Source organism: Sulfurimonas marina, assembly GCF_014905095.1.
GTDB lineage: Bacteria > Campylobacterota > Campylobacteria > Campylobacterales > Sulfurimonadaceae > Sulfurimonas > Sulfurimonas marina.
In genome coordinates this window covers 1,131,538-1,152,000 of sequence record NZ_CP041165.1, presented here as the reverse complement: position 1 = coordinate 1,152,000, position 20,463 = coordinate 1,131,538, and the positions used below count along the sequence as shown (strand labels likewise).

The window sequence follows — 20,463 nt, the reverse complement described above, 5'->3', positions numbered from 1 at the left end:
ACTTTAAAACAAGGAGAATAAATGAATATACATGAATATCAAGCAAAACAAATTTTTGCTAAATATGGTGTACCAACACCAAGAGGTATTGTGGCAAATACGCCAGAGCAAGCATTTTTAAATGCTCAAGAACTTGGTGGAAACATTTGGGTTGTAAAAGCTCAAATTCACGCTGGTGGACGTGGTCTTGGCGGTGGTGTAAAACTTGCTAAGTCTTTAGAGGAAGTAAAAACACTTGCATCTGAAATTTTAGGTATGCAACTGGTAACTCACCAAACTGGACCAGAGGGTAAACTGGTTCAAAAAGTTTACATCGAAGAGGGTGCAGACATTAAAGATGAGTTATATCTTGGTGTAGTACTTGACCGTGCTAAAGAGATGCCTGTAATCATGGCTTCTACTGAAGGTGGTATGGAGATTGAAAAAGTAGCTGAAGAGACTCCGGAAAAAATCGTAAAAGTTGCTGTTGATCCAGCTATCGGTTTTCAAGGTTTCCACGGTAGAGAATTATTATTCGGATTAGGTATCACTGATAAAGTTGAGCAAAAGAACTTTTTAAAATTTGCAAAAGCTTTATACAATGTATATATGGACAATGATGCAGAGATGATCGAGATCAATCCACTTATTAAAACTGGTGCAGGTGAATTCTTAGCACTTGACGGTAAAATGGGATTTGATGATTCTGCTCTTGGACGTCACCCTGATATCGAAGATATGAGAGATATCTCTGAAGAGGATCCTGATGAGAGAGAAGCAAGCCGTTATGGTCTTTCTTATGTATCTCTTGATGGTGAAATTGGTTGTATGGTAAATGGTGCTGGTCTTGCGATGGGTACTATGGATACAATTAACTATATGGGTGGTACACCTGCAAACTTCCTTGATGTTGGTGGTTCTGCAAACGCTGAAACTGTTGCAAAAGGTTTTGAGATTATTCTTAAAAACCCTAACGTAAAAGCAATCTTCGTAAATATCTTCGGTGGTATCGTAAGATGTGATCGTATTGCAAACGGTATTTTAGAAGCAACTAAACTTACTGATGTACATGTACCGGTAATTGTTCGTCTTGATGGTACAAATGCACCAGAGGCAGCAGAGATTCTTAAAAACGCTGGAATTGAAAACGTAATTGCAGCAACAGATTTAGCAGACGGTGCTGCAAAAGCAGTAGCTGCAGCGAAAGGAGAGTAATTTAGATGAGTATTTTAGTAAATAAAGATACAAAAGTAATTGTACAAGGTTTCACAGGGAAAGAGGGTACTTTCCATGCTGAGCAATGTTTAGCATACGGAACTCAAATTGTTGGTGGTGTTACACCAAACAAAGGTGGTCAAGAACACCTTGGTAAACCTGTTTTCAATACTGTAAAAGATGCAGTAGCTACTACTGGTGCTACTGTTTCTATGATTTTCGTTCCACCTGCATTTGTTGCAGATGCTGTAATGGAAGCTGCTGATGCTGGTATTGAACTTGCAGTTGTAATTACTGAAGGTGCTCCTGTTCGTGACATGCAAGCTGCAAAAGCATATGCTACTAAACACAACATGAAAACTATCGGGCCAAACTGTCCTGGTATTATTACTGCAGAAGAGTGTAAAATAGGAATCATGCCTGGTATGATTTTCAAAAAAGGTAATGTAGGTCTTATCTCTAAATCTGGTACATTAACTTACGAAGGTGCAAACCAAGTATGTAATGAAGGATTTGGTATTACTACTGCAGTTGGTATTGGTGGGGACCCGATTATCGGTCTTTCATACAAACAACTTCTTCCAATGTTCGAAGAAGATCCGGAAACTGAAGCAATCGTAATGATTGGTGAAATCGGTGGGGATTTAGAGATCCAAGCTGCTGCTTTCATTAAAGAAAACATTACTAAACCTGTTGTTGCATTTATCGCTGGTCAAACTGCTCCTAAAGGGAAACGTATGGGTCATGCTGGTGCAATCGTTTCTGGTTCTGCTGGTACAGCGAAAGAAAAAATGGAAGCTTTAGAAGCTGCTGGTGTTAAAGTTGTTGTTTCACCTGCAGAAATAGGTAAGGCAGTAGCAGAAGTTCTAAAAAAATAAGGCTTTCCGGCAGTGTGAGCTTACCAATGTGTAACTATTTTATACACGAGGTGAGCGTTAACAGCACAATTAATGAGAAAGTTAATAAAAATTAGATAATCTGTTATTACTAAGAGTAACATACGAATTATATTTGTATTTGACAAGAGGAGAATAAATGGCAAGTGGAATGACTGAAAATGTTAACAATGATCCAGTATGGGTAAATACTGCGAATTGTAAAGCATGTGATATTTGTGTATCGGTATGTCCATCAGGTGTACTAGGTATGAGATATGATTCAACATCAACTTTAGGAGCAATGATCTCAATCGATCATCCTGAGGCTTGTATTGGATGTAATGAGTGTGAACTTACATGTCCAGATTTTGCTATCTATGTAGCAAGTAAAAAAGATTATAAATTTGCAAAATTAACTGATGAGGCTAAAGAGCGTCAAGCAAAAATTATTGCAAACAACTATATGTCTCTAGATCAACAAGGAGTTAAGTAATGGCATTAAGAGAAGTAATTTCAACTGGTAATGACCTGGCTGCAATCGCGGCGGTTGATGCTGGATGTAGATTTTTCGGAGGATATCCAATTACTCCTTCATCAGAAGTAATGCACACAATTTCTGATTTATTACCGGCTGTTGGCGGTACTGCAATTCAGATGGAAGATGAGATCGCTGGTGTTGCTGCGGCTGCTGGTGCTGGTATGGCTGGTGTTCGTACTATGACAGCTACTTCAGGTCCTGGTATTTCACTAAAAGCTGAAAACCTTGGTCTTGCTCAAATGGCTGAAGTTCCTTTAGTTGTTGTAAACGTTATGCGTGGTGGTCCATCAACTGGTCTTCCAACTCGTGTATCTCAAGGTGACGTTCGTCAGGCGAAAAACCCGTCTCATGGTGACTACCGTTCAATCACTTTATGTGCTGGTAACTTAGCTGAATGTTATACTGAAACTGTTCGTGCATTCAACTTAGCTGACAGATTCATGCAACCGGTATTCGTATTATTAGATGAAACAATTGGTCACATGCATGGTAAAGCTATGCTTCCAACTGCTGAAGATGTAAAAGCTGGAATCGTTCCAAGAAAAACATTTGACGGTGCTCCGGAAGATTATAGACCTTATGAGTGTGAAGCTGATCAACCGGCAGTTCTTAACCCAATGTTCCAAGGTTACAGATATCACTTTACAGGTCTTCACCATGATGCTATGGGATTCCCAACTGAAGAGATTGAAACTTGTCGTAAACTAATTCAAAGACTTGAAGATAAAGTTATGATGCATACAGATGAGATTGAGTCTAACGAAGAGTTTATGTTAGATGACTTAACTGGTGAAGAGGGTGAAGTACTTATCATCGCTTACGGTTCTGTTTCTCTTGCAGCTAAAGAGGCTATTCGTCACTTAAGAGCTGAAGGTATCAAAGCTGGTTTATTTAGACCAATTACTTTATGGCCAAGTCCGGCTGATACTATGAAAAAGTATACAGACAAAATCAAAAATGTTCTTTGTGTTGAGTTAAATATCAGACAATATACTGAAGAAGTAGAGCGTGTATCTGGTAGACTTGACATTGAAGGTCTATACAAAGTTAATGGTAGAGCTATCTCTCCATATGAAATTGTAAACAAAGTAAAAGAGGTATTCTAAGATGGCATTTAATTATGATAAATATTTAAGACTTGAAAAAATGCCAACACTATGGTGTTGGGGTTGTGGTGACGGTGTTATCTTAAAGGCTTTTATCCGTGCAGTAGATAAGCTTGGAATTAGTCAAGATGACATTTGTGTAGTTTCTGGTATTGGTTGTTCTGGACGTTTCTCGTCTTATGTAGACTTCAACACTGTACATACAACTCACGGTAGAACTGTTGCATTTGCTACAGGTATCAAACTTGTTCACCCAGACAAATATGTTGTTTGTGTTGCTGGTGACGGTGATGCACTTGCTATCGGTGGTAACCACACTATTCACGGTGCTAGAAGAAATATTGATATTACTTTAATTATCATCAATAACTTCATCTATGGTTTAACAAACTCACAAACATCTCCAACTACTCCTCAGGGTATGTGGACTGTTTCTCAAAAAGCTGGTAACATCGATCCAACTTTCAACGCTTGTGATCTTGGTATCGCTTCTGGTGCTTCTTTTGTTGCACGTGAGACAATGTTAGATCCTAAGAAACTTGAGAAAATTTTCGTAAAAGCTTTAGAGCATAGAGGTTTCTCTTTCTTAGATATTATGTCTAACTGTCATATTAACCTTGGACGTAAAAATAAAATGCAATCTGCTATGGAAAACCTAGAGTGGATCGACAGCATTACTATGCCTAAGAAAAAATATGATGCATTACCGGAAGAAGAAAAACTTAACGTTTTCCCAACTGGTATCTTAAAAGAAGACAAAGAAGTTAGAGAGTACTGTGATATGTATGCAGATATTATCGCTGTACATCAAGGTAAACGTAAAGTAATCACTCAAGACGACTTTGCTAAGAAAATATAACAAGGAGAACACACAATGGCTAGACAAATAATGAGATTTACAGGTGTTGGTGGACAGGGTGTTCTTCTTGCTGGAGAGATTTTTGCTGCTGCGAAAATTAAAGCTGGTGGACACGGACTAAAAACTGCTACGTATACTTCACAGGTACGTGGTGGTCCAACAGTTGTTGATATTACTTTAGATGATGATGAAATTTTCTACCCATATGCAAATGATGGTGAGATTGATTTTATGCTTTCTGTTGCACAAGCAAGTTACAACCTATTTAAAGATGGTGTAACTCCAGGTGGAACAATTGTTATCGATCCAAATCTTGTTCATCCAACAGATGAAGATAGAAAAACTTGGAATATCATTGAGATTCCTATTATTACTATTGCAAAAGAAGAGGTTGGTAACGTTATTACTCAATCTGTTGTTGCTCTTGCAATTGCTAATACTATCATCAAACCTTTAGAAAGAGATCACTTAATTGAAGTTATGCTTTCTAAAGTACCAGCTAAAGTACATGAAGCGAATAAAAAAGCTTATGACTTAGGTGAAAAATACGCTCAAGAAGCATTAGCAGCTAAATAATTAGATTTTATTTAGTTCAGCAGCTCTAGAAATAGGGCTGCTTTTTTTTATGCAAGTAGTTAATATTATATAATATTTAATATTAACTACTTTTAATACTTTCCCAGAAAAAGTCTACATGTCTTTCAAACTGAGTAGATAAAGAATCAGCAGATTTAGAATCAAATCGAAGCAGGGTGATCTGGAACCTTATATAGAATAGGGTAGATAAAAACTCATAAGATACCATCATTGGATCGTTTGACTTGATTAAATTGTTTTGCATCATGATAAAAAATGCCTCTGAGAGCGTTTTTATATTGTTATGGTGGAATTGAACCATAAACTGCTCTCTAAGCTGCTCATTTTGCATAAGCTCTATAATGAGTAGTTTAAACATACTTTCGCTCTTTTTATCAAACGTAAGCATCTTATATTGCATTGCAAACTTTTGTAAAAAAGGTTTTCCTCTACTTGCAAGCTCTTTAATCTCATCCTCTTTAAATGAAAAAGGGGAGTTAAATATACTCTTTGCAACCTCTAAAAAGATAGCTTCTTTGTTTTTAAAATGATTATATAAAGCACTCTCTCTAATACCTACTTCTGAAGCAATTTTTCTTACGCTTGTAGCCTTATAACCATGGTTACAGAAGAGGGTATTTGCCACTTTTAGTATCTTGTCTTTTGTTCCGGTTCTTTTTTTTAAATCCCTATTTTCAGGCATTTAAACTCCTTTTTATTGAATATGAACATTTGTTAATATAACTAGAATTATATATGAACAATTGTTAATATAAGCTTAGTATAAAAAGAACACTTGTTCATATAAATAAAAGAAGAAAAGAACAAGTGTTCATATAGAAAATAAGCGCTTTTAAATTTTAATTTGAGTATCATTTTGCAAGCATAAGAAGATAGTGACTTGGGGTCAAACTCAAGAGGAAAGTCCGAGCTGCTGTAAGACAATGTTCCATTTAACGAATGGCCGTAGTAATACGAGGGAAAGTGCAACAGAAATATTACTTCCACTTAGTGGTAAAGGTGAAAAGGCGGTGTAAGAGACCACCAGTCTTTATGGCAACATAGAGAGCTTGTAAACCCAACATGGCAGCAAGAAGCAGATGGTTAGCGTCTTACAATTGCTATTGCTTCGCTAGAGACACGATGTAAATTGTGTAGTAGATTAATGCTATCGATACAAAACTCGGCTTATTCTTATGCTTTTAAAGGGATATAATGTTTAAAAAGATTCTTTTATCCGTTTCTATCATTTTTTTCTGCACATCATGCAGTTCCCCGCATATCAACTATAATAACCATACAATCAAATTAATTAACAAAGAAAAAGCTATCGTAAAGATCCCAGGACAGAGCATATATAAAGGGATATTAAAATTAAGTAATATTAAAATAGGGCGCAATATCTATTTAGCGGATAGTGGTGATATACTTACTGTAGAAGAGCTAAAAGCTGCACCAGGCTATAAGTTTGATGGCAATATTCAAAATATTGTTCGTATTGGCTTTAACAACTACAAATATCATAAGAAGTATACAAAAGGAAATATCAGTATATTTGCACTAGAAGAAAATAATAGTGACGGTGCCATTGTATATCTAATAATAGAAAACATAAATAGAAAGAGAATCAAATTAGTATATGGAGCTACCAAGGATATCTTTGAAGAAAGTGTTAAAGCTCTAAAAGATGAAAAGTTCATATATAGTGTCAAAGCATATAATAAAAGTAAGATGAGTGTTTCTGATATAAATGTTAAGCAGTACATTAAAACAACGTGGAGTGAAAAGGACATTATATTGAATGGACTCATATATAAAGATGGAGGATACTTCCAAAAACCTATAAAATAATTTCAAGAGAATATACATTATGTTAACCAAAACATATATAGTAATCTTTGTTCTCCTCTTTTACCACAAATACCGCACAAATAAATAGTATAATATCTGAAAATACAAACTCAAGGAGAAAGCTATGCATGGGTTTGATATGAATGGATGGGGGTTTATGATGGGATTTGGATGGATCATACTAATACTTGTAGCGGTTGTATTGTTTTATTTTGTAAATAATATGCAAAATAAGAATCAAGAACCTTCAGCAAGAGATATCTTAGATAAACGATATGCTAACGGCGAAATAGATGATGAAGAGTATCAACGAATGAAAGAGAATCTAAAACACTGATTCTGTTTATATTTTTATGTTTTTTAAACGCAAAGCATTAACAATAACAGATACCGAACTAAAACTCATTGCCGTTGCCGCAATAATCGGTGAAAGTAAAATTCCAAAGAACGGATAAAACACCCCTGCTGCAATAGGAACACCAATACTATTGTATATAAATGCAAAGAAGAGATTTTGTTTAATGTTTTGCATCGTGGCACGGCTGAGTTTTAATACCTTTACAATACCAAGCAGATCACCTTTGATTAATGTTACTCCAGCACTTTCAATAGCGACATCTGTTCCCGTACCCATAGCAATACCTATATCTGCTTGAGCAAGAGCAGGTGCATCGTTTATCCCATCACCCGCCATAGCGACAACCGCCCCCTCCTCTTGCAGTTTTTGGATCACTTTTGCTTTGCCATCAGGCATAATTTTCGCATAAACTGTATCGATGTTTAGTTTTTTTGCTACTGTATTGGCCGTGGTTTCATTGTCTCCACTGAGCATTACAATCTTTATCCCCTCCTCTTTTAGCTGTTTAATAGCTGCTATAGATGTTTCTTTGATCGGATCTTCTATACCTATAATGGCACTAAATTGAAAATCTATAGCTAAAAACATGACACCTTTGCCCTCTTTTCGCAATTTATCAGCTTGTTCTATAAGCACTGTAGTTTCAATACCCAGAGAGTTTAAGAACTCTTCACTCCCTAATACAACCATTTTATTCTCAACTATCCCTTGAATACCTTTACCGGCAACAGCTTGAAACTTCTCTACATTAGAGAGGTTAATTGTTTTCTCTTTAGCATATTCGACTATCGCTTCTGCCAGTGGATGCTCACTCAAAAGCTCTATGCTGGCAGCAAACTTAGACAATTCGCTTTCATTAAAGAGATCATTAGCCAAAATAAAACTGGTAACTTTAGGTTTTCCTTCTGTAAGAGTTCCTGTTTTATCTACAACTAATGTATTGATTTTCTCCATTGTTTCAAGGTTTTTTGCATCTTTGATCAGTATTCCAGAAAGGGCTGCCCTACCTGTTCCAACCATAATGGAGATAGGGGTTGCAAGACCTAGTGCACATGGACAGGCAATAATTAAAACCGAGACTGCCGATACAATGGCATAAGCTAAACGAGGTTCAGGACCGAAAAACCACCATCCAAAAAAAGCTAATATAGCGACTAGTACAACAGTTGGTACAAAATAACCAGATACCGTATCTGCTAATTTTTGAATAGGTGCACGTGAACGTTGGGCAAGAGCAACCATATGTATGATCTGTGCAAGCATAGTATCACTTCCTATGCGTTCAGCTCTCATCACTAATGTGCTGTTTTTGTTAAGGGTAGCACCGATTAAAGGATCATCTATACTTTTAGCAACCAGTAAAGGCTCTCCCGTAATCATAGATTCATCAACATTACTTTTTCCCTCCAGCACAATGCCGTCTACAGGGATCTTTTCCCCGGGTTTAATTCTCAGCATATCATCTACTTGAATAAGATCAAGATTTATGGTCTCTTCATTACCGGCTCCATCGATTATGCGATGAGCCTGTTTTGGTGCGAGGTTTAACAGGGTTTTAATAGCAGAGTTTGTTTTATTTCTAGCTCGCAGTTCTAAGACTTGTCCTAAAAGTACTAAGGTTGTAATAACCGCTGCCGCTTCAAAATAGACATGTACCAACCCATCTTTTGTTTGCATAAGAGGTGGAAAGAGTTCAGGAGAAAACAAAGCTACTATACTATAAAGATAAGCAGTAATGACACCGATTGCGATCAGGGTAAACATATTAAGATTTAGTGTTTTTATAGATTCATATCCTCTTATTAAAAACGGCCATCCACCCCAAAGTATGACAGGGGTAGATAAAAGAAATAAAAACCATTGCATTTGATACATAGTAATATTTTGCGGTAAGTACTCAGGAACTAAGTCATTGAGCATAGACACGGTAAAAACTGGTAAGGTAAAAAGTAAGCCGATCCAGAAGCGTTGTTCCATATAGTTTAATTCGCTGTTACTCTCATCTGTTGCTTCAACTATAATAGGCTCTAAAGCCATTCCGCATTTGGGACAACTGCCTGGATGATCTTGTATGATCTCAGGATGCATAGGACAGGTATAGCCGTTGCTCTCTAAGTTTCTTTGCTCATTCATTACAAATCCTTGCTTTTATTCTTTAAAACCATACCCTTAAACCAAATGTTGCATATGTTTCATTTAGGGGTGAGATATCATCAGTTTTTCCAAGATTCTTATTCCATTCTACTCCTATATATGGAGCAAACTCTCTTCTTATCTCATAACGTAATCTCATCCCTGCTTGTATATTTGAAAATCCGCTTCCGATCTCCATCTCTTCATTATCTTTAGAGTATGCAGAAAATGCGATACTTGGTGTCAAGATAAGTTTCTGCGTTATAAGCGCTTCATACTCTAGATCAGCTCTTACACCCATACTTCCTCTTTTACCTAAAAGAATAACTGCACGTGTTTCAAAAAAGTATGGTGCCAAACCTTGAACCCCTATAACTCCCCATGTTTGATCAGCCCCGCCAGATTTATCGTAATCGACACCAAACTGCAGATCCCAAAACGGAGAGATCGCACGGGAGTAGACCAATTGGTTTTCACTATCGGCAGAAGATTGATCCTTACCCTTTTCACCTTCTGAATAGAGATATAGTTTATGTATGTCATAACCAACATATGCATAACTATCCCACATCAAACTTTTTTCATCATTGGTTTGGTATTCAAGATTATCTACCATTACCGTAGCACGTAAAGGATCATCATCCATACTTGCAATAGAAGATGTTGCTAAACCCAATGTTAAGATTGTTGATAATAATACTTTATTCATAATCTCCATCCTCTCACAGTACTACGACTTTTCTAAACATGCCGGACATATGATACAGCAGATGACAATGATAAGCCCAAGAACCTTTTGCATCTACATTAACACGAAAACTAATCTTAGAACCCGGCTGTACTATAATGGTGTGTTTTCTTACCAGATGATTCTCATCTCCGGTTTCTAAGTCACTCCACATACCGTGAAGGTGCATAGGATGATTCATCATCGTGTCATTAATGTAAGTAATTCTCAGTCTCTCACCATATTTAAACTCTAGATCTTTAGCATCCTTATAAGCAATCCCGTTAATAGACCACATATACCTTTCCATATTGCCGGTTAGATGTAAAATGATCTCGCGATCGGGATATCTGTCATGCATAGTTGAACGGAGCGATTTTAGATCGGCATATGTAAGTACTTTTCTGCCGTTGTCTCTCAATCCGACACCTGGATCATCCAGTCTATATTGAGGATTCATAGCTCTCATTGTTGTCTGTATACCTCTGGCTTCTTCTAATGGAGTAACGGGAATATCTGATTTCTTTATAGGTTTTTTAGCAGGCATTTTCATTCCCGCTCCACATTTCATTGTTGTTGAAGATTTTTCGTGAGCATGTTCCATATTACCCATCCCCATTCCCATATCTACATGGGTAAGTATAGGGAGAGGATCCATTTTTGGCGTTTGTGCCGTAACATTAGGATCGTAAGTCAAAGCTCCAAGGGCATAACCACTCCTGTCAAGGCTTTGTGCAAAAACAGCGTAGGCGGTATTTGGTTCTGGTTCGACAATCACATCGTATGTTTCTGCCACCCCTATTCTAAACTCATCAACTTCTACAGGCTGGACATTATTCCCATCAGATGCAATCACTTTCATTTTAAGTCCGGGTATTCGCAGATCAAAGAATGTCATAGCTGCACTGTTTATAAAGCGGAGTCTGATCTTTTCTCCGTTTTTAAAAACGATTTTTAGTTTTTCAGCAGGAAGCTTTCCATTCATAAGATATGTATAGGTATATCCGGTGACATCTGAGAGATCTCTGTCTGTCATGGTCATATTGTTCCACATCTTTCTTTCATTAAATGCTGTAAAGAAACCCTTCTCTTTCACTTCTTCAAAAAAGTCACCGACAGTACGTTGTTTAAAATTGTAATAGTCAGATGATATTTTGAGTTTTCTATATACAGAGCTTGGCTTTTCATCTGACCAGTCAGATAGAGTTATCACATAATCTTTATCATATTGATAGGGATCTTTTTCTATAGGGTCTATCACAATAGCTCCATAAACACCTGTTTGTTCTTGAAATCCGGAATGGCTGTGGTACCAAAATGTACCGCTTTGTTGTATTTTAAACTTATAGGTAAATGTTTCACCCGGCTTAATACCATTAAAGCTTATTCCTGGAACGCCATCCATATTGGTAGGTAAAATAATACCGTGCCAATGGATTGAGGTATCTACATTGAGATGGTTTGTGACGTGTATTGTTACATTCTGCCCCTCTTTAAGTTTGAGTATTGGTCCCGGGATAAGCCCATTGACAGTTGTTGCCATTGCCGGAGTTCCGGTGATATTTACAGGTGTAGAAGCAATATGCAAAGAAAACTCATCTCCGCTTAACACGGAATTTTGTTCAAAATTAAGATCAGTTTCTTTGGCAGATAGGTCTATAAAGTTCGCAGCAACAAGGGAAGATACTGCGATCCCCTTCACAAATTGTCGTCTTGAAATTTTAGAACTGTTCAAACTCATTATCTACTCCTCTTTTATTGTCTTATTATAATAAGGAAGTGTGCAGAGTTTGTGTATCTAATAGTTTTTTATGTAAAATACGAACAAATTATATATAGGAATTATTTTTATGACCAAAAGAAAGCAAGATCTTATAAAAGATATACAAAATTTGCTCAATACTTATCAAGGTGTTTCACAAACCTCTATTAACCCTGCTCTTTTAGAGTTTATGGACGAAGAAACACTTATAGGAATCATAGATTCTCTTTTAAATCAGAAAGAGGATTCTAAAGAAGCTGACACAGAATGGTTAGAACAATTTAAAACAAAATAAAAAGTTGTTTCATTTTGTTAATAACATTAACTAATTTTTTGTTATAATATCTGAAATATTTTGTGAGGAATTAATTATGAACAATATGGATTTAATTAAATTAACGGAACAAACAAAAAAGTTAACAGCTTTAGTAGTTGAAGATGAAAAAGTAACAAACGAACTGTTAAGTTCAACTTTTAAAAACTTTTTCTCAGGTGTAGAATCTTGTTTTGACGGTGAAAGTGCTTTAAAATTATATGAAAAACAACAACCAGATGTTGTATTTGTAGATATCATCATGCCAGGAATGGACGGTATTGAACTTTCTCGTAAAATTAGAGAGATGAATAAAGATCAAATCATCATCGTAATCTCTGCAAGTAACGATATGGAGAAAATCTCTGAATCAATCGAAGTTGGTGTAAACAGCTTTATCCAAAAACCAATCGATACTAAGAAAATCATTGAATTACTTGGAAATGTTGTAGCAATGATCGCTAAAAAGAAAAAAGTTGAGACAAAAACTTTCTCAATTTCACTTCCTTTAGATCTTTATGAAACTGTAAACGATAATGCTAAAGCTGAAAGTATCTCTAAAAATGCAGTTATTATTAGAGCATTACGTAGTTTTTACGACTAGAAAAATAGCGCATACTTAAGAGATTTTTAAGTATATTATCTATATAATTTCGGCTCAACAAAATAGTTGAGCCTTTTGGCCCCATCGTCTAGCGGTTAGGATCCATGGTTTTCATCCATGTTACCGGAGTTCGAGTCTCCGTGGGGTCACCAAATATTCTCCTTTTTAAAACAATCAAATTTCAATTTACTTGTATAAAATTTCAAAATATTGAAGAAATTTTAAATAGTTAGACTTGCAAAATCTTAACAGATTATATGCATAATGGTAACCCTAAAGGGTTGCCCTATTCTATTACAAAATAGACCAGTGTAAAAGAACTAGTCTATATAATTTACTATATAGTAAACTATTGTAATTTTTCGGCTACAAGCTTATTTACAACTTGTGGATTTGCTTTGCCACCTGTTGCTTTTAGCACCTGTCCTACAAAGAAACCTAACAGTTTTGTATTTCCTGCTTTAAATTTTTCTACATTGTCCGGATTTTTCTCAATTATCTCATCAATAATAGGTGAAATTTGTGCAGGATCACTTATTTGTATAAGTCCTTTAGCTTCAACTACTTGTGCAGGATTTTCTCCGCTTTTTACCATCTCTTCAAATACTTGCTTAGCAATTTTATTTGAGATAGTCCCATCCTCAACCATTTTTGAGAGTTCACCTATTTGTACAGGATTGAATTTTAACTCATCTTTCGACTTATCTTTTAATTCTCTGGCTACTTCATTTGTCACAATGTTAGCCAGTCCAACCGGATTTGGATTAACTGTAGATAAACTGATAGCTTCAAGATAAAAGTCTGAAAGCTGCTTATCACGAGCTAAAATATCTGCAACCATATTATTTAATTTTAGTTCAGTAGTATATCTGTTAAAAAGTGCCTGCTCTGCTTCACTCATAGGCTCTACTTCACCGTCAATTTGCACTTTTTTCTCTTGCGGTTTACGCTCACCTCTTGGTGCTTTTTCTTTTTTAGCATAAGAGTCTTTAAGACCTACGATCTTGTTAAATACCGGGTTTTCATCTGTATAATCAACAGGATCAGCGTAGAAGTACCCTTGTCTTTCAAACTGAAATCTCTCATCTGGTCTCTCTGTGATAACAGCTGGTTCGATTAAAGCATTTTTGATAATTTTTAACGAATCAGGATTAAGATCTTCAAGTCCTTCAGGTGCTTCATTTTTATAGAGTCTGTCATAAAGTCTTACTTCTACTGTTTTAGCAGATGCAGCATCTACCCACTGGATCGCACTTTTTACTTTTATACCGCTAGTGTCTGATCCACTTTTAGACTCAGGATTGTACTCAGCTATAATCTCTGTGATGTTTCCATCAGCATCTTTTACAATCTCTTTACATGTGATAATGTAAGCATGTTTTAGACGTACAGGCTGCTCAGGTGTAAGACGGAAGTATCCTTTTGGAGGATTCTCTGAAAAGTCTTCACGCTCTATGTAGATAGTTTTAGAGAAAGGTATCTTTCTTGAACCCTCTTTTGGTACATCTTCAGGATAGTATGAAGCTTCTAGCTCTTCGCTGCCCTCATAGTTCTTGATCGTAACTTTTAGAGGATCAAGTACCGTCATTACACGCGGTACTTTAGTATTTAGATCATCTCTGATCGCAAACTCAAGCTGTGCAACATCAACAGTTGAGTTTGCTTTTGCAATACCTATAGAATCACAAAAGTTTAAAATAGATTCAGGTGTATACCCTCTTCTTCTGTATCCTGCGATCGTAGGAAGACGTGGATCGTCCCAACCGCTTACATAGTTACCGTTTACAAGCTCTAAAAGCTTTCTTTTACTCATAACCGTGTAGTTGATCCCAAGTCTTGCAAATTCATGCTGGTAAGGGCGCGGCGGTTCAAGTTTCAGAGTGTCAAGTACCCAGTCGTACACCTCACGATTGTTTTCAAATTCAAGCGTACAGATCGAATGAGTCACACCTTCGATATAGTCAGATAAACAGTGACCAAAATCATATAAAGGGTAGATCGCCCACTTGTCCCCTGCTCTGTAGTGGTGAGCATGACGGATACGGTAAAGAATAGGATCACGCATCTTCATATTTGGTGCAGACATATCTATCTTGGCACGAAGAACATGCTCGCCGTCTTTAAACTCACCGTTTTTCATTCTCTCTAATAGGTCAAGATTCTCTTCAACAGAACGCTCAGCATACTCACTGCGACGTCCCGGCTGTGTAACTGTACCGTGGTACTCTTTCATCGTCTCTTGGTCAAGTGAATCAACGTAAGCTTTACCCATTTTCACAAGCTCTATTGCATATTCGTAAAGTTTGTCAAAATAATCAGACGTATAACGAACGTTGTCTTTCCACTCAAACCCTAACCACTCTACGGCATCTTTAAGAGCCTCAACGTATTTTGTGTCTTCAGTTGTAGGGTTAGTGTCGTCCATTCTAAGGTTACAGTAACCGTTGTAGTCACGTGCGATCCCAAAGTTAATAGCGATAGATTTAGCATGTCCGATGTGAGGAAAGCCGTTTGGCTCAGGGGGAAACCTTGTAATGATCTCTTTATATTTGCCCGACTTTAAGTCCTCTTCGACAATAGTGCGTAAAAAATCCTTATGCTCACTCATTATTATTAAACCTTTTTGATTATGAAACTTTATAAAAATTGCATTTTACCCCATATGAGCTTATAATATGCATAGTAAGAAGCAGGAGTACTTATGAAAATAATCAATTTCGGTTCCATAAACATAGATCATGTATATGATGTAGATCATTTTGTTCGTCCGGGTGAAACGCTTAGCAGTAAGAACTATGCTGTTTTTAGCGGCGGTAAAGGGGCTAACCAGTCGATAGCCTTGGCGCGTGCAAATGCAGATGTGCTCCATGTGGGAAAAATAGGATTAGACGGTATTTGGCTGCAAGAGAAGATGGAAAAAGAAGGTATAGATACGCATCTTGTCAAAATAGTTAAAGCCCCTACGGGACATGCAATTATACAGGTAAATTCTGAGGGGGAAAATGCGATCATCATCCACGGCGGGGCAAATCTGACATTTAAATCTAGTGATATAAAAGAAGCACTCAAAAGTGCAAATGCAGGTGACATCGTACTTTTACAAAATGAGATAAACTCGGTTGATAAAATACTAAAACAAACAAAAGATAAAGATCTAAAAGTTGTTTTTAACCCTGCCCCGATGAGTGATGCCGTTAAAGAATATCCTCTTGAGCTTGTAGATATATTTATAATAAACGAAACAGAAGGCGAAGCTCTTAGCGGTGAGAAAAAGCCTATGAAGATCATAAAAGCGATGGATAAGCTTTACCCAAAAAGTGCCGTTGTTTTAACGCTTGGCAAAAAAGGTGTGATCTACTCTCAAGGCAAACAAACTATAAAAGTAGATGCACTCAAAGTAAAGGCGGTAGATACTACGGGAGCGGGTGATACTTTTATAGGTTACTTTTTAGCCGAGCTTTCACGCGGAAAAAGAATAGAAAAATGTCTAAAAACAGCTGTAAAAGCTGCAAGTATTTGTGTTACAAGAAAAGGAGCTGCGGATTCTATACCAAGATTAGGAGTTGATGTTTAACGTTTAAAATGAGCCAATAAATTGCCCGCAGGGTAATTTATTGGCTCCACTGATTTGTTAGCCTTTCCCTTTTAAATATCGGTTTATGGCACTCAAAGTAATAGTGTCAAATTCAGGTAGTTTCAAGCCATGTTCTTTTAACATTTTGGTGAAATTTTCATTTTCTTCTTGTTCTTTTATATAATCTTTAACAAAAGTTGAAATAAACTCTATATTGTTCTTGAAATCCTCTTTTTTAGTTCTATTAATTATCTTGATAGCGATTTCTGTGGGTAAAAAGCTATATTGATCTATATGACTTTCATCGTGTCCAGCCAATAAGTACAATTCTAAATTATTGTTATCTATTTCCTTTTTAACAGGTTGAAAATATGATAATAAATATTCGGCTTCGTCTTTTGAATACTCTGCAAATAAATCAAAATAATAGTTATATATTTCTTGTATCTTTTCAAACCACTCTATAACTAAATATATAAAATTAAAAGGAATATCACTATCTAATTCAGATTTTATTTTATTTCTGATTTTTTTATCTTCCACTAAAGCTTCTTTAGTTATAAAAATTTTCACGTTGCCTTCTGAATCTCTAATGATTTCTAGTGGTGCCAAGCTTCTATGTTGACAATAATTCCTGAGGTTTTCTATTATTTTATAGCCTGCAAAAGTATCATAATAGAATGATGCTATTTTGGATAAGAATTGATAGTGTTGTTCTTCTTTATCTTCATAGGATGACAAAGTGTGCTTTATATGATCTATGGATAGTTTGTATGAATTTATTAAATTGAAAAATGTTCTTTGAATGTCAATTTGATGATGTTGTAGGTAGTAGTTATTAATATTGTCATCAATATTATTCTTACTGTCGGTATCTAGGTTTTTTATTGATTCTTGGAAGTCTTGAAAGTTCTTGATTATGAATAAAAATAAATTTTCTAAATATTCATAATCATATACTCTTTTTATTTTTTCCCTAAAATCTTTATTATCTATCTCTTCAATCAGAGTGTATTTCAGATGGTTTTCATCATGTTGTTTAAGGTAACCAATAAACCATTTTTTCATTTGAACTATTACCTTTCGACTTTTTGATTGGGCTCCACTGATTTGTTAGGTATTGTATTTAGATATTTGAAAACATTTTCATAAATGCTCCACCCATTGTATTGCTCACTTCTTTATTTATTTCCAAGTCTATGTCATTTTTTTCAGTGAAAATATTGAGATTAATGAAATTTTCATTCATCCATTCTTCAATTTCTTCTCGATTAGGCTCAAGTTTATGTATATTGTTAACAACTTTTACACGCTTTACATTCACACAACAAGTAAATAATAAACTCAGTCCAATAGTTAAATTTTTTCCATTTAAAAAATAAAACCAAGGTATTTTTTGAGCCATTGAATTTTGAAACCAATGTCTAATTTCAGGTATATCATAGAGTTCTCTTTCATCATTATCATAATCAGGAAAAAATATTTCTACTGATGACCTTTTGTCTAGTAGCATTTTTTTGTTTTTTGACAGCTTTTTAATAATTTCCGAGACTGTATCCATAGAACCAGTATCTACATCTTCTTTTGGAATAGAAAAAATGAGTAGGTCAGAATTTTGAATTAATTCAGATTCCATCCATGTCTTTTGAACTTTGTCAGAAAAATCTTCAGGAACACCCGCAATATTTTCCCATAAAGGCTTAGTGTCAATATTAATTATATTTTTTTCAGGTATTTCAATCCACCATCCAGATGTTGTAGGTGTGGTTTTTTCAATGTCAAACTCAACCCAAAATGCATTATTGCAATCATTGTCAACAACAATTAAAATAACTGGGATTTTATGATTTAAATAAAAATTTAGATGCTTATTATTCCCTTCATATTTTATACCGCCGCTTGTTCTCTTAGATACATATGAACTACCAGATTTTATTTGAACACCTATGCTTAAACCTGTTACTTGTGTGTCATTTACGATATCAATATAACCATCAATTCCAAAGTCCATTTCTTGATGTACGGGTCTATAAATCCAGTCAAAAACATTTGAAATTAGAAAATCAATATATGCTTCTCCTTTTTGTCCCATACTCTGTCTCGAAGTTCTTTCTGGATAGCCTAAATCATTCATATTATTTCTCTTTCATATTGATTACATAACTATTTATTAGTAGTACATTATATACAAGTTAGCTATAGAATGACTTAATATTTAATTATTTTTGATGTAATACCATTAAAGTATATTAATGTGCTTAACATGGGATTATTATATAAAAATATTACAATTTGCAATATTTTATAAGATTTTTGTATTGTTTTTTATGTAGAACTATTAACGTATATCTATAATATTTTATCAAAATGTTAAATATATTAGACTAGAGCTTATGAAATCTTCCTTTATTACCCTATTAGGTAAAATTTGATAGAATTCCGAAAAATATATTATGCAGGAATATAGATGTTAAGATTTGCTTTCAGCCCTACTCGCGATATGGAGCTTGGGGACTTAAGAGTTGCTCTCATAAACTTTATAGTTGCCCAGCAGCGTAAAGAGAACCTAATTGTAAGAGTTGACGATACAAGTACAAGAAACAATATAGAAGGGAAAGATAAAGAGTACCTCGATATTCTCGATCTTTTCGGGATCAGATACACGCAAACGATCCATGAAAGTCAAAACTTCCGTTTCCACTCTGCTATGGCTCTGCAGCTTATGCATGAGAAAAAAGCGTTTAGCTGTTTCTGTTCACCTGACTGGATCCAAAGCAAAATGGATGAAGCTGAGGCTGCAAACAAACCGTACCTTTATGACGATGCATGTGCTAACTTGCCTGCTGAACTCGTGATCGACAATACAAACCCTTTTACGGTACGTATCCACAGACCTAAAAAAGATATTACGGTTACAGATGCGATCCAAGGTGAGTTAACATTTAAAGCCGATACGATCGACAGTTTTATGATCCTAAAGCAGGACAAGACTCCTATGGCTGATTTTGCTTCGGCTGTTGATGATATGCTAAACGATATCTCTTTAGTTATCCAAGACCAAGATCACATAGAATCTGCTCCAAAACAGATTTACGTTAGAGATGCCCTACAGTATGATAAAAAAGTAGAATACGCACATATCCCGCCTCTTACTGGCGATGATATTCCAAGTGTTACATCACTTTTAGAGCAAGGTTACCTTCCAGAAGCTATCGTAAACTATTTAATTTCAATGGATCTTGAAGAGGCTGTAGAGCAGTTTGATCTTACAAAATTATCACCACTGCCTGTAGTATTTGATCTTGAAAAACTAAAAGAGATTAACAAACAACAGTTGAAAAAAATGGATGCAAAAGAGCTCTCTCGTTATGTTGGTTTCGCAGATGCAGAGATCGGAGAACTAGCACGCCTTTACGTTGATGAAGTAGAAACTACTAGAGGGTTAAAAACAAAAATTGCACCTATATTTGAAAAAAGAGATGTGCCTAGTGAGCTGCAAGAAGATTATGATAAGATCGTAGCATCTGTAAAAAATGCACCACATTTTGAAGAGTTTAACGATATAAAAAACTATATAGTAGAACAAACAGGTTTAACAGAAGAAAAGATCCTTAAACCTTTAAGAGTTTTACTTTCAAATGCACAACAAGGTCCAGATTTGGCGGAGATCTATAAATATATTAAAAATTATCTTGGGGAGTTTGTATAATGTTATCAGAAATTATTGTAGGCTTAGGCGGTATTTTAATATCGCTTATTAATGTATATATATGGGTGATTATTATCGCGGCGTTACTTAGTTTTGTAAATCCTGATCCGTACAATCCTATTGTACAGTTCTTATATAGAATCACAAACCCTGCGTATGCGCTTGTAAGGAGATATATCCCTACAAACTTTAACGGACTTGACCTGGCACCGCTTGTAATTATTATAGCGCTGCAAGTAGTGATAGTGATACTTAGTTCACTTTTAAGACATCTCTAAAAG

Annotated in this window: 20 protein-coding genes, 1 tRNA gene and 1 other RNA gene; 15 read left to right on the top strand and 7 right to left on the bottom strand. The window is 35.6% G+C overall.

Going from position 1 to position 20,463, the window contains the following annotated elements; genetic code table 11:
* The first annotated feature begins 21 nt into the window (after nt 1-21).
* The 6 genes from sucC to FJR03_RS05930 all read left to right on the top strand — a co-directional run bounded on the left by sucC (nt 22) and on the right by FJR03_RS05930 (nt 5,151).
* Nucleotides 22-1,194 (top strand): ADP-forming succinate--CoA ligase subunit beta, encoded by a 1,173-nt coding sequence (gene sucC / locus FJR03_RS05955; RefSeq protein ID WP_193112621.1) that lies wholly within the window; start codon nt 22-24, stop codon nt 1,192-1,194.
* 5 nt (nt 1,195-1,199) lie between these two features.
* Nucleotides 1,200-2,072 (top strand): succinate--CoA ligase subunit alpha, encoded by an 873-nt coding sequence (sucD, locus tag FJR03_RS05950; RefSeq protein ID WP_193112620.1) that lies wholly within the window; start codon nt 1,200-1,202, stop codon nt 2,070-2,072.
* 157 nt (nt 2,073-2,229) lie between these two features.
* Nucleotides 2,230-2,565: a 4Fe-4S dicluster domain-containing protein gene (locus FJR03_RS05945; RefSeq protein ID WP_193112619.1), complete on the top strand. Its 336-nt coding sequence runs from the start codon at nt 2,230-2,232 to the stop codon at nt 2,563-2,565.
* The gene (locus tag FJR03_RS05940; RefSeq protein ID WP_193112618.1) at nt 2,565-3,716 is read left to right on the top strand and encodes a 2-oxoglutarate synthase subunit alpha; all 1,152 of its coding nucleotides are present in this window, start codon (nt 2,565-2,567) and stop codon (nt 3,714-3,716) included. Before FJR03_RS05945 ends, FJR03_RS05940 begins: the two co-directional genes overlap by 1 nt.
* A 1-nt stretch (nt 3,717) precedes the next feature.
* The gene (locus FJR03_RS05935; protein ID WP_193112617.1) at nt 3,718-4,575 is read left to right on the top strand and encodes a 2-oxoglutarate ferredoxin oxidoreductase subunit beta; all 858 of its coding nucleotides are present in this window, start codon (nt 3,718-3,720) and stop codon (nt 4,573-4,575) included.
* Between the two features lie 15 nt (nt 4,576-4,590).
* Complete coding sequence (locus tag FJR03_RS05930; protein WP_193112616.1) at nt 4,591-5,151, top strand: 2-oxoacid:acceptor oxidoreductase family protein; 561 nt, start codon at nt 4,591-4,593, stop codon at nt 5,149-5,151.
* Between the two features lie 82 nt (nt 5,152-5,233).
* On the opposite strand, the gene FJR03_RS05925 is transcribed toward FJR03_RS05930, so the two are convergent.
* A complete protein-coding gene (locus tag FJR03_RS05925) occupies nt 5,234-5,854 on the bottom strand; it encodes a TetR/AcrR family transcriptional regulator (protein ID WP_193112615.1) in 621 nt (206 codons plus the stop codon).
* Nucleotides 5,855-6,031: 177 nt separating this feature from the next.
* On the opposite strand from FJR03_RS05925, the gene rnpB reads away from it, so the two are divergent.
* The 3 genes from rnpB (at nt 6,032) to FJR03_RS05910 (ending at nt 7,339) form a co-directional block, all read left to right on the top strand.
* An RNA gene (rnpB, locus tag FJR03_RS05920) (RNase P RNA component class A) lies at nt 6,032-6,358 on the top strand.
* 8 nt (nt 6,359-6,366) lie between these two features.
* Nucleotides 6,367-7,002, top strand: coding sequence for a hypothetical protein (locus FJR03_RS05915; protein ID WP_193112614.1), 636 nt, complete (start codon nt 6,367-6,369; stop codon nt 7,000-7,002).
* Nucleotides 7,003-7,126: 124 nt separating this feature from the next.
* Complete coding sequence (locus tag FJR03_RS05910; protein ID WP_193112613.1) at nt 7,127-7,339, top strand: SHOCT domain-containing protein; 213 nt, start codon at nt 7,127-7,129, stop codon at nt 7,337-7,339.
* 6 nt (nt 7,340-7,345) lie between these two features.
* Here FJR03_RS05910 and FJR03_RS05905 read toward each other — a convergent pair whose 3' ends face one another.
* From FJR03_RS05905 to FJR03_RS05895, 3 genes are read right to left on the bottom strand one after another with little or no spacing between them, the layout of a single operon-like run.
* On the bottom strand, nt 7,346-9,493 hold the full coding sequence (locus tag FJR03_RS05905) for a copper-transporting P-type ATPase (RefSeq protein ID WP_193112612.1): 2,148 nt from the start codon (nt 9,491-9,493) through the stop codon (nt 7,346-7,348).
* Nucleotides 9,494-9,515: 22 nt separating this feature from the next.
* On the bottom strand, nt 9,516-10,202 hold the full coding sequence (locus FJR03_RS05900) for a copper resistance protein B (protein WP_193112611.1): 687 nt from the start codon (nt 10,200-10,202) through the stop codon (nt 9,516-9,518).
* Nucleotides 10,203-10,215: 13 nt separating this feature from the next.
* Nucleotides 10,216-11,961, bottom strand: coding sequence for a copper resistance system multicopper oxidase (locus FJR03_RS05895; protein ID WP_193112610.1), 1,746 nt, complete (start codon nt 11,959-11,961; stop codon nt 10,216-10,218).
* A gap of 109 nt (nt 11,962-12,070) precedes the next feature.
* On the opposite strand from FJR03_RS05895, the gene FJR03_RS05890 reads away from it, so the two are divergent.
* The 3 genes from FJR03_RS05890 to FJR03_RS05880 all read left to right on the top strand — a co-directional run bounded on the left by FJR03_RS05890 (nt 12,071) and on the right by FJR03_RS05880 (nt 13,051).
* Nucleotides 12,071-12,277 (top strand): hypothetical protein, encoded by a 207-nt coding sequence (locus FJR03_RS05890; RefSeq protein ID WP_193112609.1) that lies wholly within the window; start codon nt 12,071-12,073, stop codon nt 12,275-12,277.
* A 76-nt stretch (nt 12,278-12,353) separates the two neighbouring features.
* Complete coding sequence (locus FJR03_RS05885; protein WP_193112608.1) at nt 12,354-12,899, top strand: response regulator; 546 nt, start codon at nt 12,354-12,356, stop codon at nt 12,897-12,899.
* Nucleotides 12,900-12,976: 77 nt separating this feature from the next.
* A tRNA-Glu gene (locus tag FJR03_RS05880) sits at nt 12,977-13,051 on the top strand.
* A 197-nt stretch (nt 13,052-13,248) separates the two neighbouring features.
* Here FJR03_RS05880 and FJR03_RS05875 read toward each other — a convergent pair.
* Nucleotides 13,249-15,507: a glutamine--tRNA ligase/YqeY domain fusion protein gene (locus FJR03_RS05875; RefSeq protein WP_193112607.1), complete on the bottom strand. Its 2,259-nt coding sequence runs from the start codon at nt 15,505-15,507 to the stop codon at nt 13,249-13,251.
* Between the two features lie 93 nt (nt 15,508-15,600).
* Here FJR03_RS05875 and FJR03_RS05870 point away from each other — a divergent pair, with 93 nt between their 5' ends.
* Nucleotides 15,601-16,473 carry a ribokinase gene (locus tag FJR03_RS05870; protein ID WP_193112606.1) on the top strand — a complete coding sequence of 291 codons (873 nt, stop codon included), beginning with the start codon at nt 15,601-15,603 and terminating at the stop codon, nt 16,471-16,473.
* Between the two features lie 57 nt (nt 16,474-16,530).
* Here the strand turns inward: FJR03_RS05870 and FJR03_RS05865 are convergent, their stop codons facing one another.
* The gene (locus FJR03_RS05865; protein WP_193112605.1) at nt 16,531-17,541 is read right to left on the bottom strand and encodes a hypothetical protein; all 1,011 of its coding nucleotides are present in this window, start codon (nt 17,539-17,541) and stop codon (nt 16,531-16,533) included.
* 58 nt (nt 17,542-17,599) lie between these two features.
* Complete coding sequence (locus FJR03_RS05860) at nt 17,600-18,607, bottom strand: DUF4365 and DUF1817 domain-containing protein (protein WP_193112604.1); 1,008 nt, start codon at nt 18,605-18,607, stop codon at nt 17,600-17,602.
* Nucleotides 18,608-18,940: 333 nt separating this feature from the next.
* Between FJR03_RS05860 and FJR03_RS05855 the strand changes: the two genes are divergently transcribed.
* Together FJR03_RS05855 and FJR03_RS05850 are read left to right on the top strand one after the other, a co-directional pair.
* Entirely contained in the window at nt 18,941-20,182 is a 1,242-nt protein-coding gene (locus FJR03_RS05855; protein WP_193112603.1) for a glutamate--tRNA ligase, read from the top strand.
* Nucleotides 20,179-20,460: a YggT family protein gene (locus tag FJR03_RS05850; RefSeq protein ID WP_193114770.1), complete on the top strand. Its 282-nt coding sequence runs from the start codon at nt 20,179-20,181 to the stop codon at nt 20,458-20,460. Before FJR03_RS05855 ends, FJR03_RS05850 begins: the two co-directional genes overlap by 4 nt.
* The last annotated feature ends 3 nt before the right edge of the window (nt 20,461-20,463 follow it).

Coding starts and splice junctions, on each gene's coding strand:
- FJR03_RS05890 (WP_193112609.1), top strand. CDS start 12,071: ATGACCAAAAGAAAGCAAGATCTTATAAAAGATATACAAAATTTGCTC.
- FJR03_RS05915 (WP_193112614.1), top strand. CDS start 6,367: ATGTTTAAAAAGATTCTTTTATCCGTTTCTATCATTTTTTTCTGCACA.
- FJR03_RS05885 (WP_193112608.1), top strand. CDS start 12,354: ATGAACAATATGGATTTAATTAAATTAACGGAACAAACAAAAAAGTTA.
- FJR03_RS05865 (WP_193112605.1), bottom strand. CDS start 17,541: ATGAAAAAATGGTTTATTGGTTACCTTAAACAACATGATGAAAACCAT.
- FJR03_RS05855 (WP_193112603.1), top strand. CDS start 18,941: ATGTTAAGATTTGCTTTCAGCCCTACTCGCGATATGGAGCTTGGGGAC.
- sucD (WP_193112620.1), top strand. CDS start 1,200: ATGAGTATTTTAGTAAATAAAGATACAAAAGTAATTGTACAAGGTTTC.
- FJR03_RS05905 (WP_193112612.1), bottom strand. CDS start 9,493: ATGAATGAGCAAAGAAACTTAGAGAGCAACGGCTATACCTGTCCTATG.
- FJR03_RS05935 (WP_193112617.1), top strand. CDS start 3,718: ATGGCATTTAATTATGATAAATATTTAAGACTTGAAAAAATGCCAACA.
- FJR03_RS05945 (WP_193112619.1), top strand. CDS start 2,230: ATGGCAAGTGGAATGACTGAAAATGTTAACAATGATCCAGTATGGGTA.
- FJR03_RS05895 (WP_193112610.1), bottom strand. CDS start 11,961: ATGAGTTTGAACAGTTCTAAAATTTCAAGACGACAATTTGTGAAGGGG.
- sucC (WP_193112621.1), top strand. CDS start 22: ATGAATATACATGAATATCAAGCAAAACAAATTTTTGCTAAATATGGT.
- FJR03_RS05930 (WP_193112616.1), top strand. CDS start 4,591: ATGGCTAGACAAATAATGAGATTTACAGGTGTTGGTGGACAGGGTGTT.
- FJR03_RS05900 (WP_193112611.1), bottom strand. CDS start 10,202: ATGAATAAAGTATTATTATCAACAATCTTAACATTGGGTTTAGCAACA.
- FJR03_RS05875 (WP_193112607.1), bottom strand. CDS start 15,507: ATGAGTGAGCATAAGGATTTTTTACGCACTATTGTCGAAGAGGACTTA.
- FJR03_RS05910 (WP_193112613.1), top strand. CDS start 7,127: ATGCATGGGTTTGATATGAATGGATGGGGGTTTATGATGGGATTTGGA.
- FJR03_RS05925 (WP_193112615.1), bottom strand. CDS start 5,854: ATGCCTGAAAATAGGGATTTAAAAAAAAGAACCGGAACAAAAGACAAG.
- FJR03_RS05860 (WP_193112604.1), bottom strand. CDS start 18,607: ATGAATGATTTAGGCTATCCAGAAAGAACTTCGAGACAGAGTATGGGA.
- FJR03_RS05940 (WP_193112618.1), top strand. CDS start 2,565: ATGGCATTAAGAGAAGTAATTTCAACTGGTAATGACCTGGCTGCAATC.
- FJR03_RS05870 (WP_193112606.1), top strand. CDS start 15,601: ATGAAAATAATCAATTTCGGTTCCATAAACATAGATCATGTATATGAT.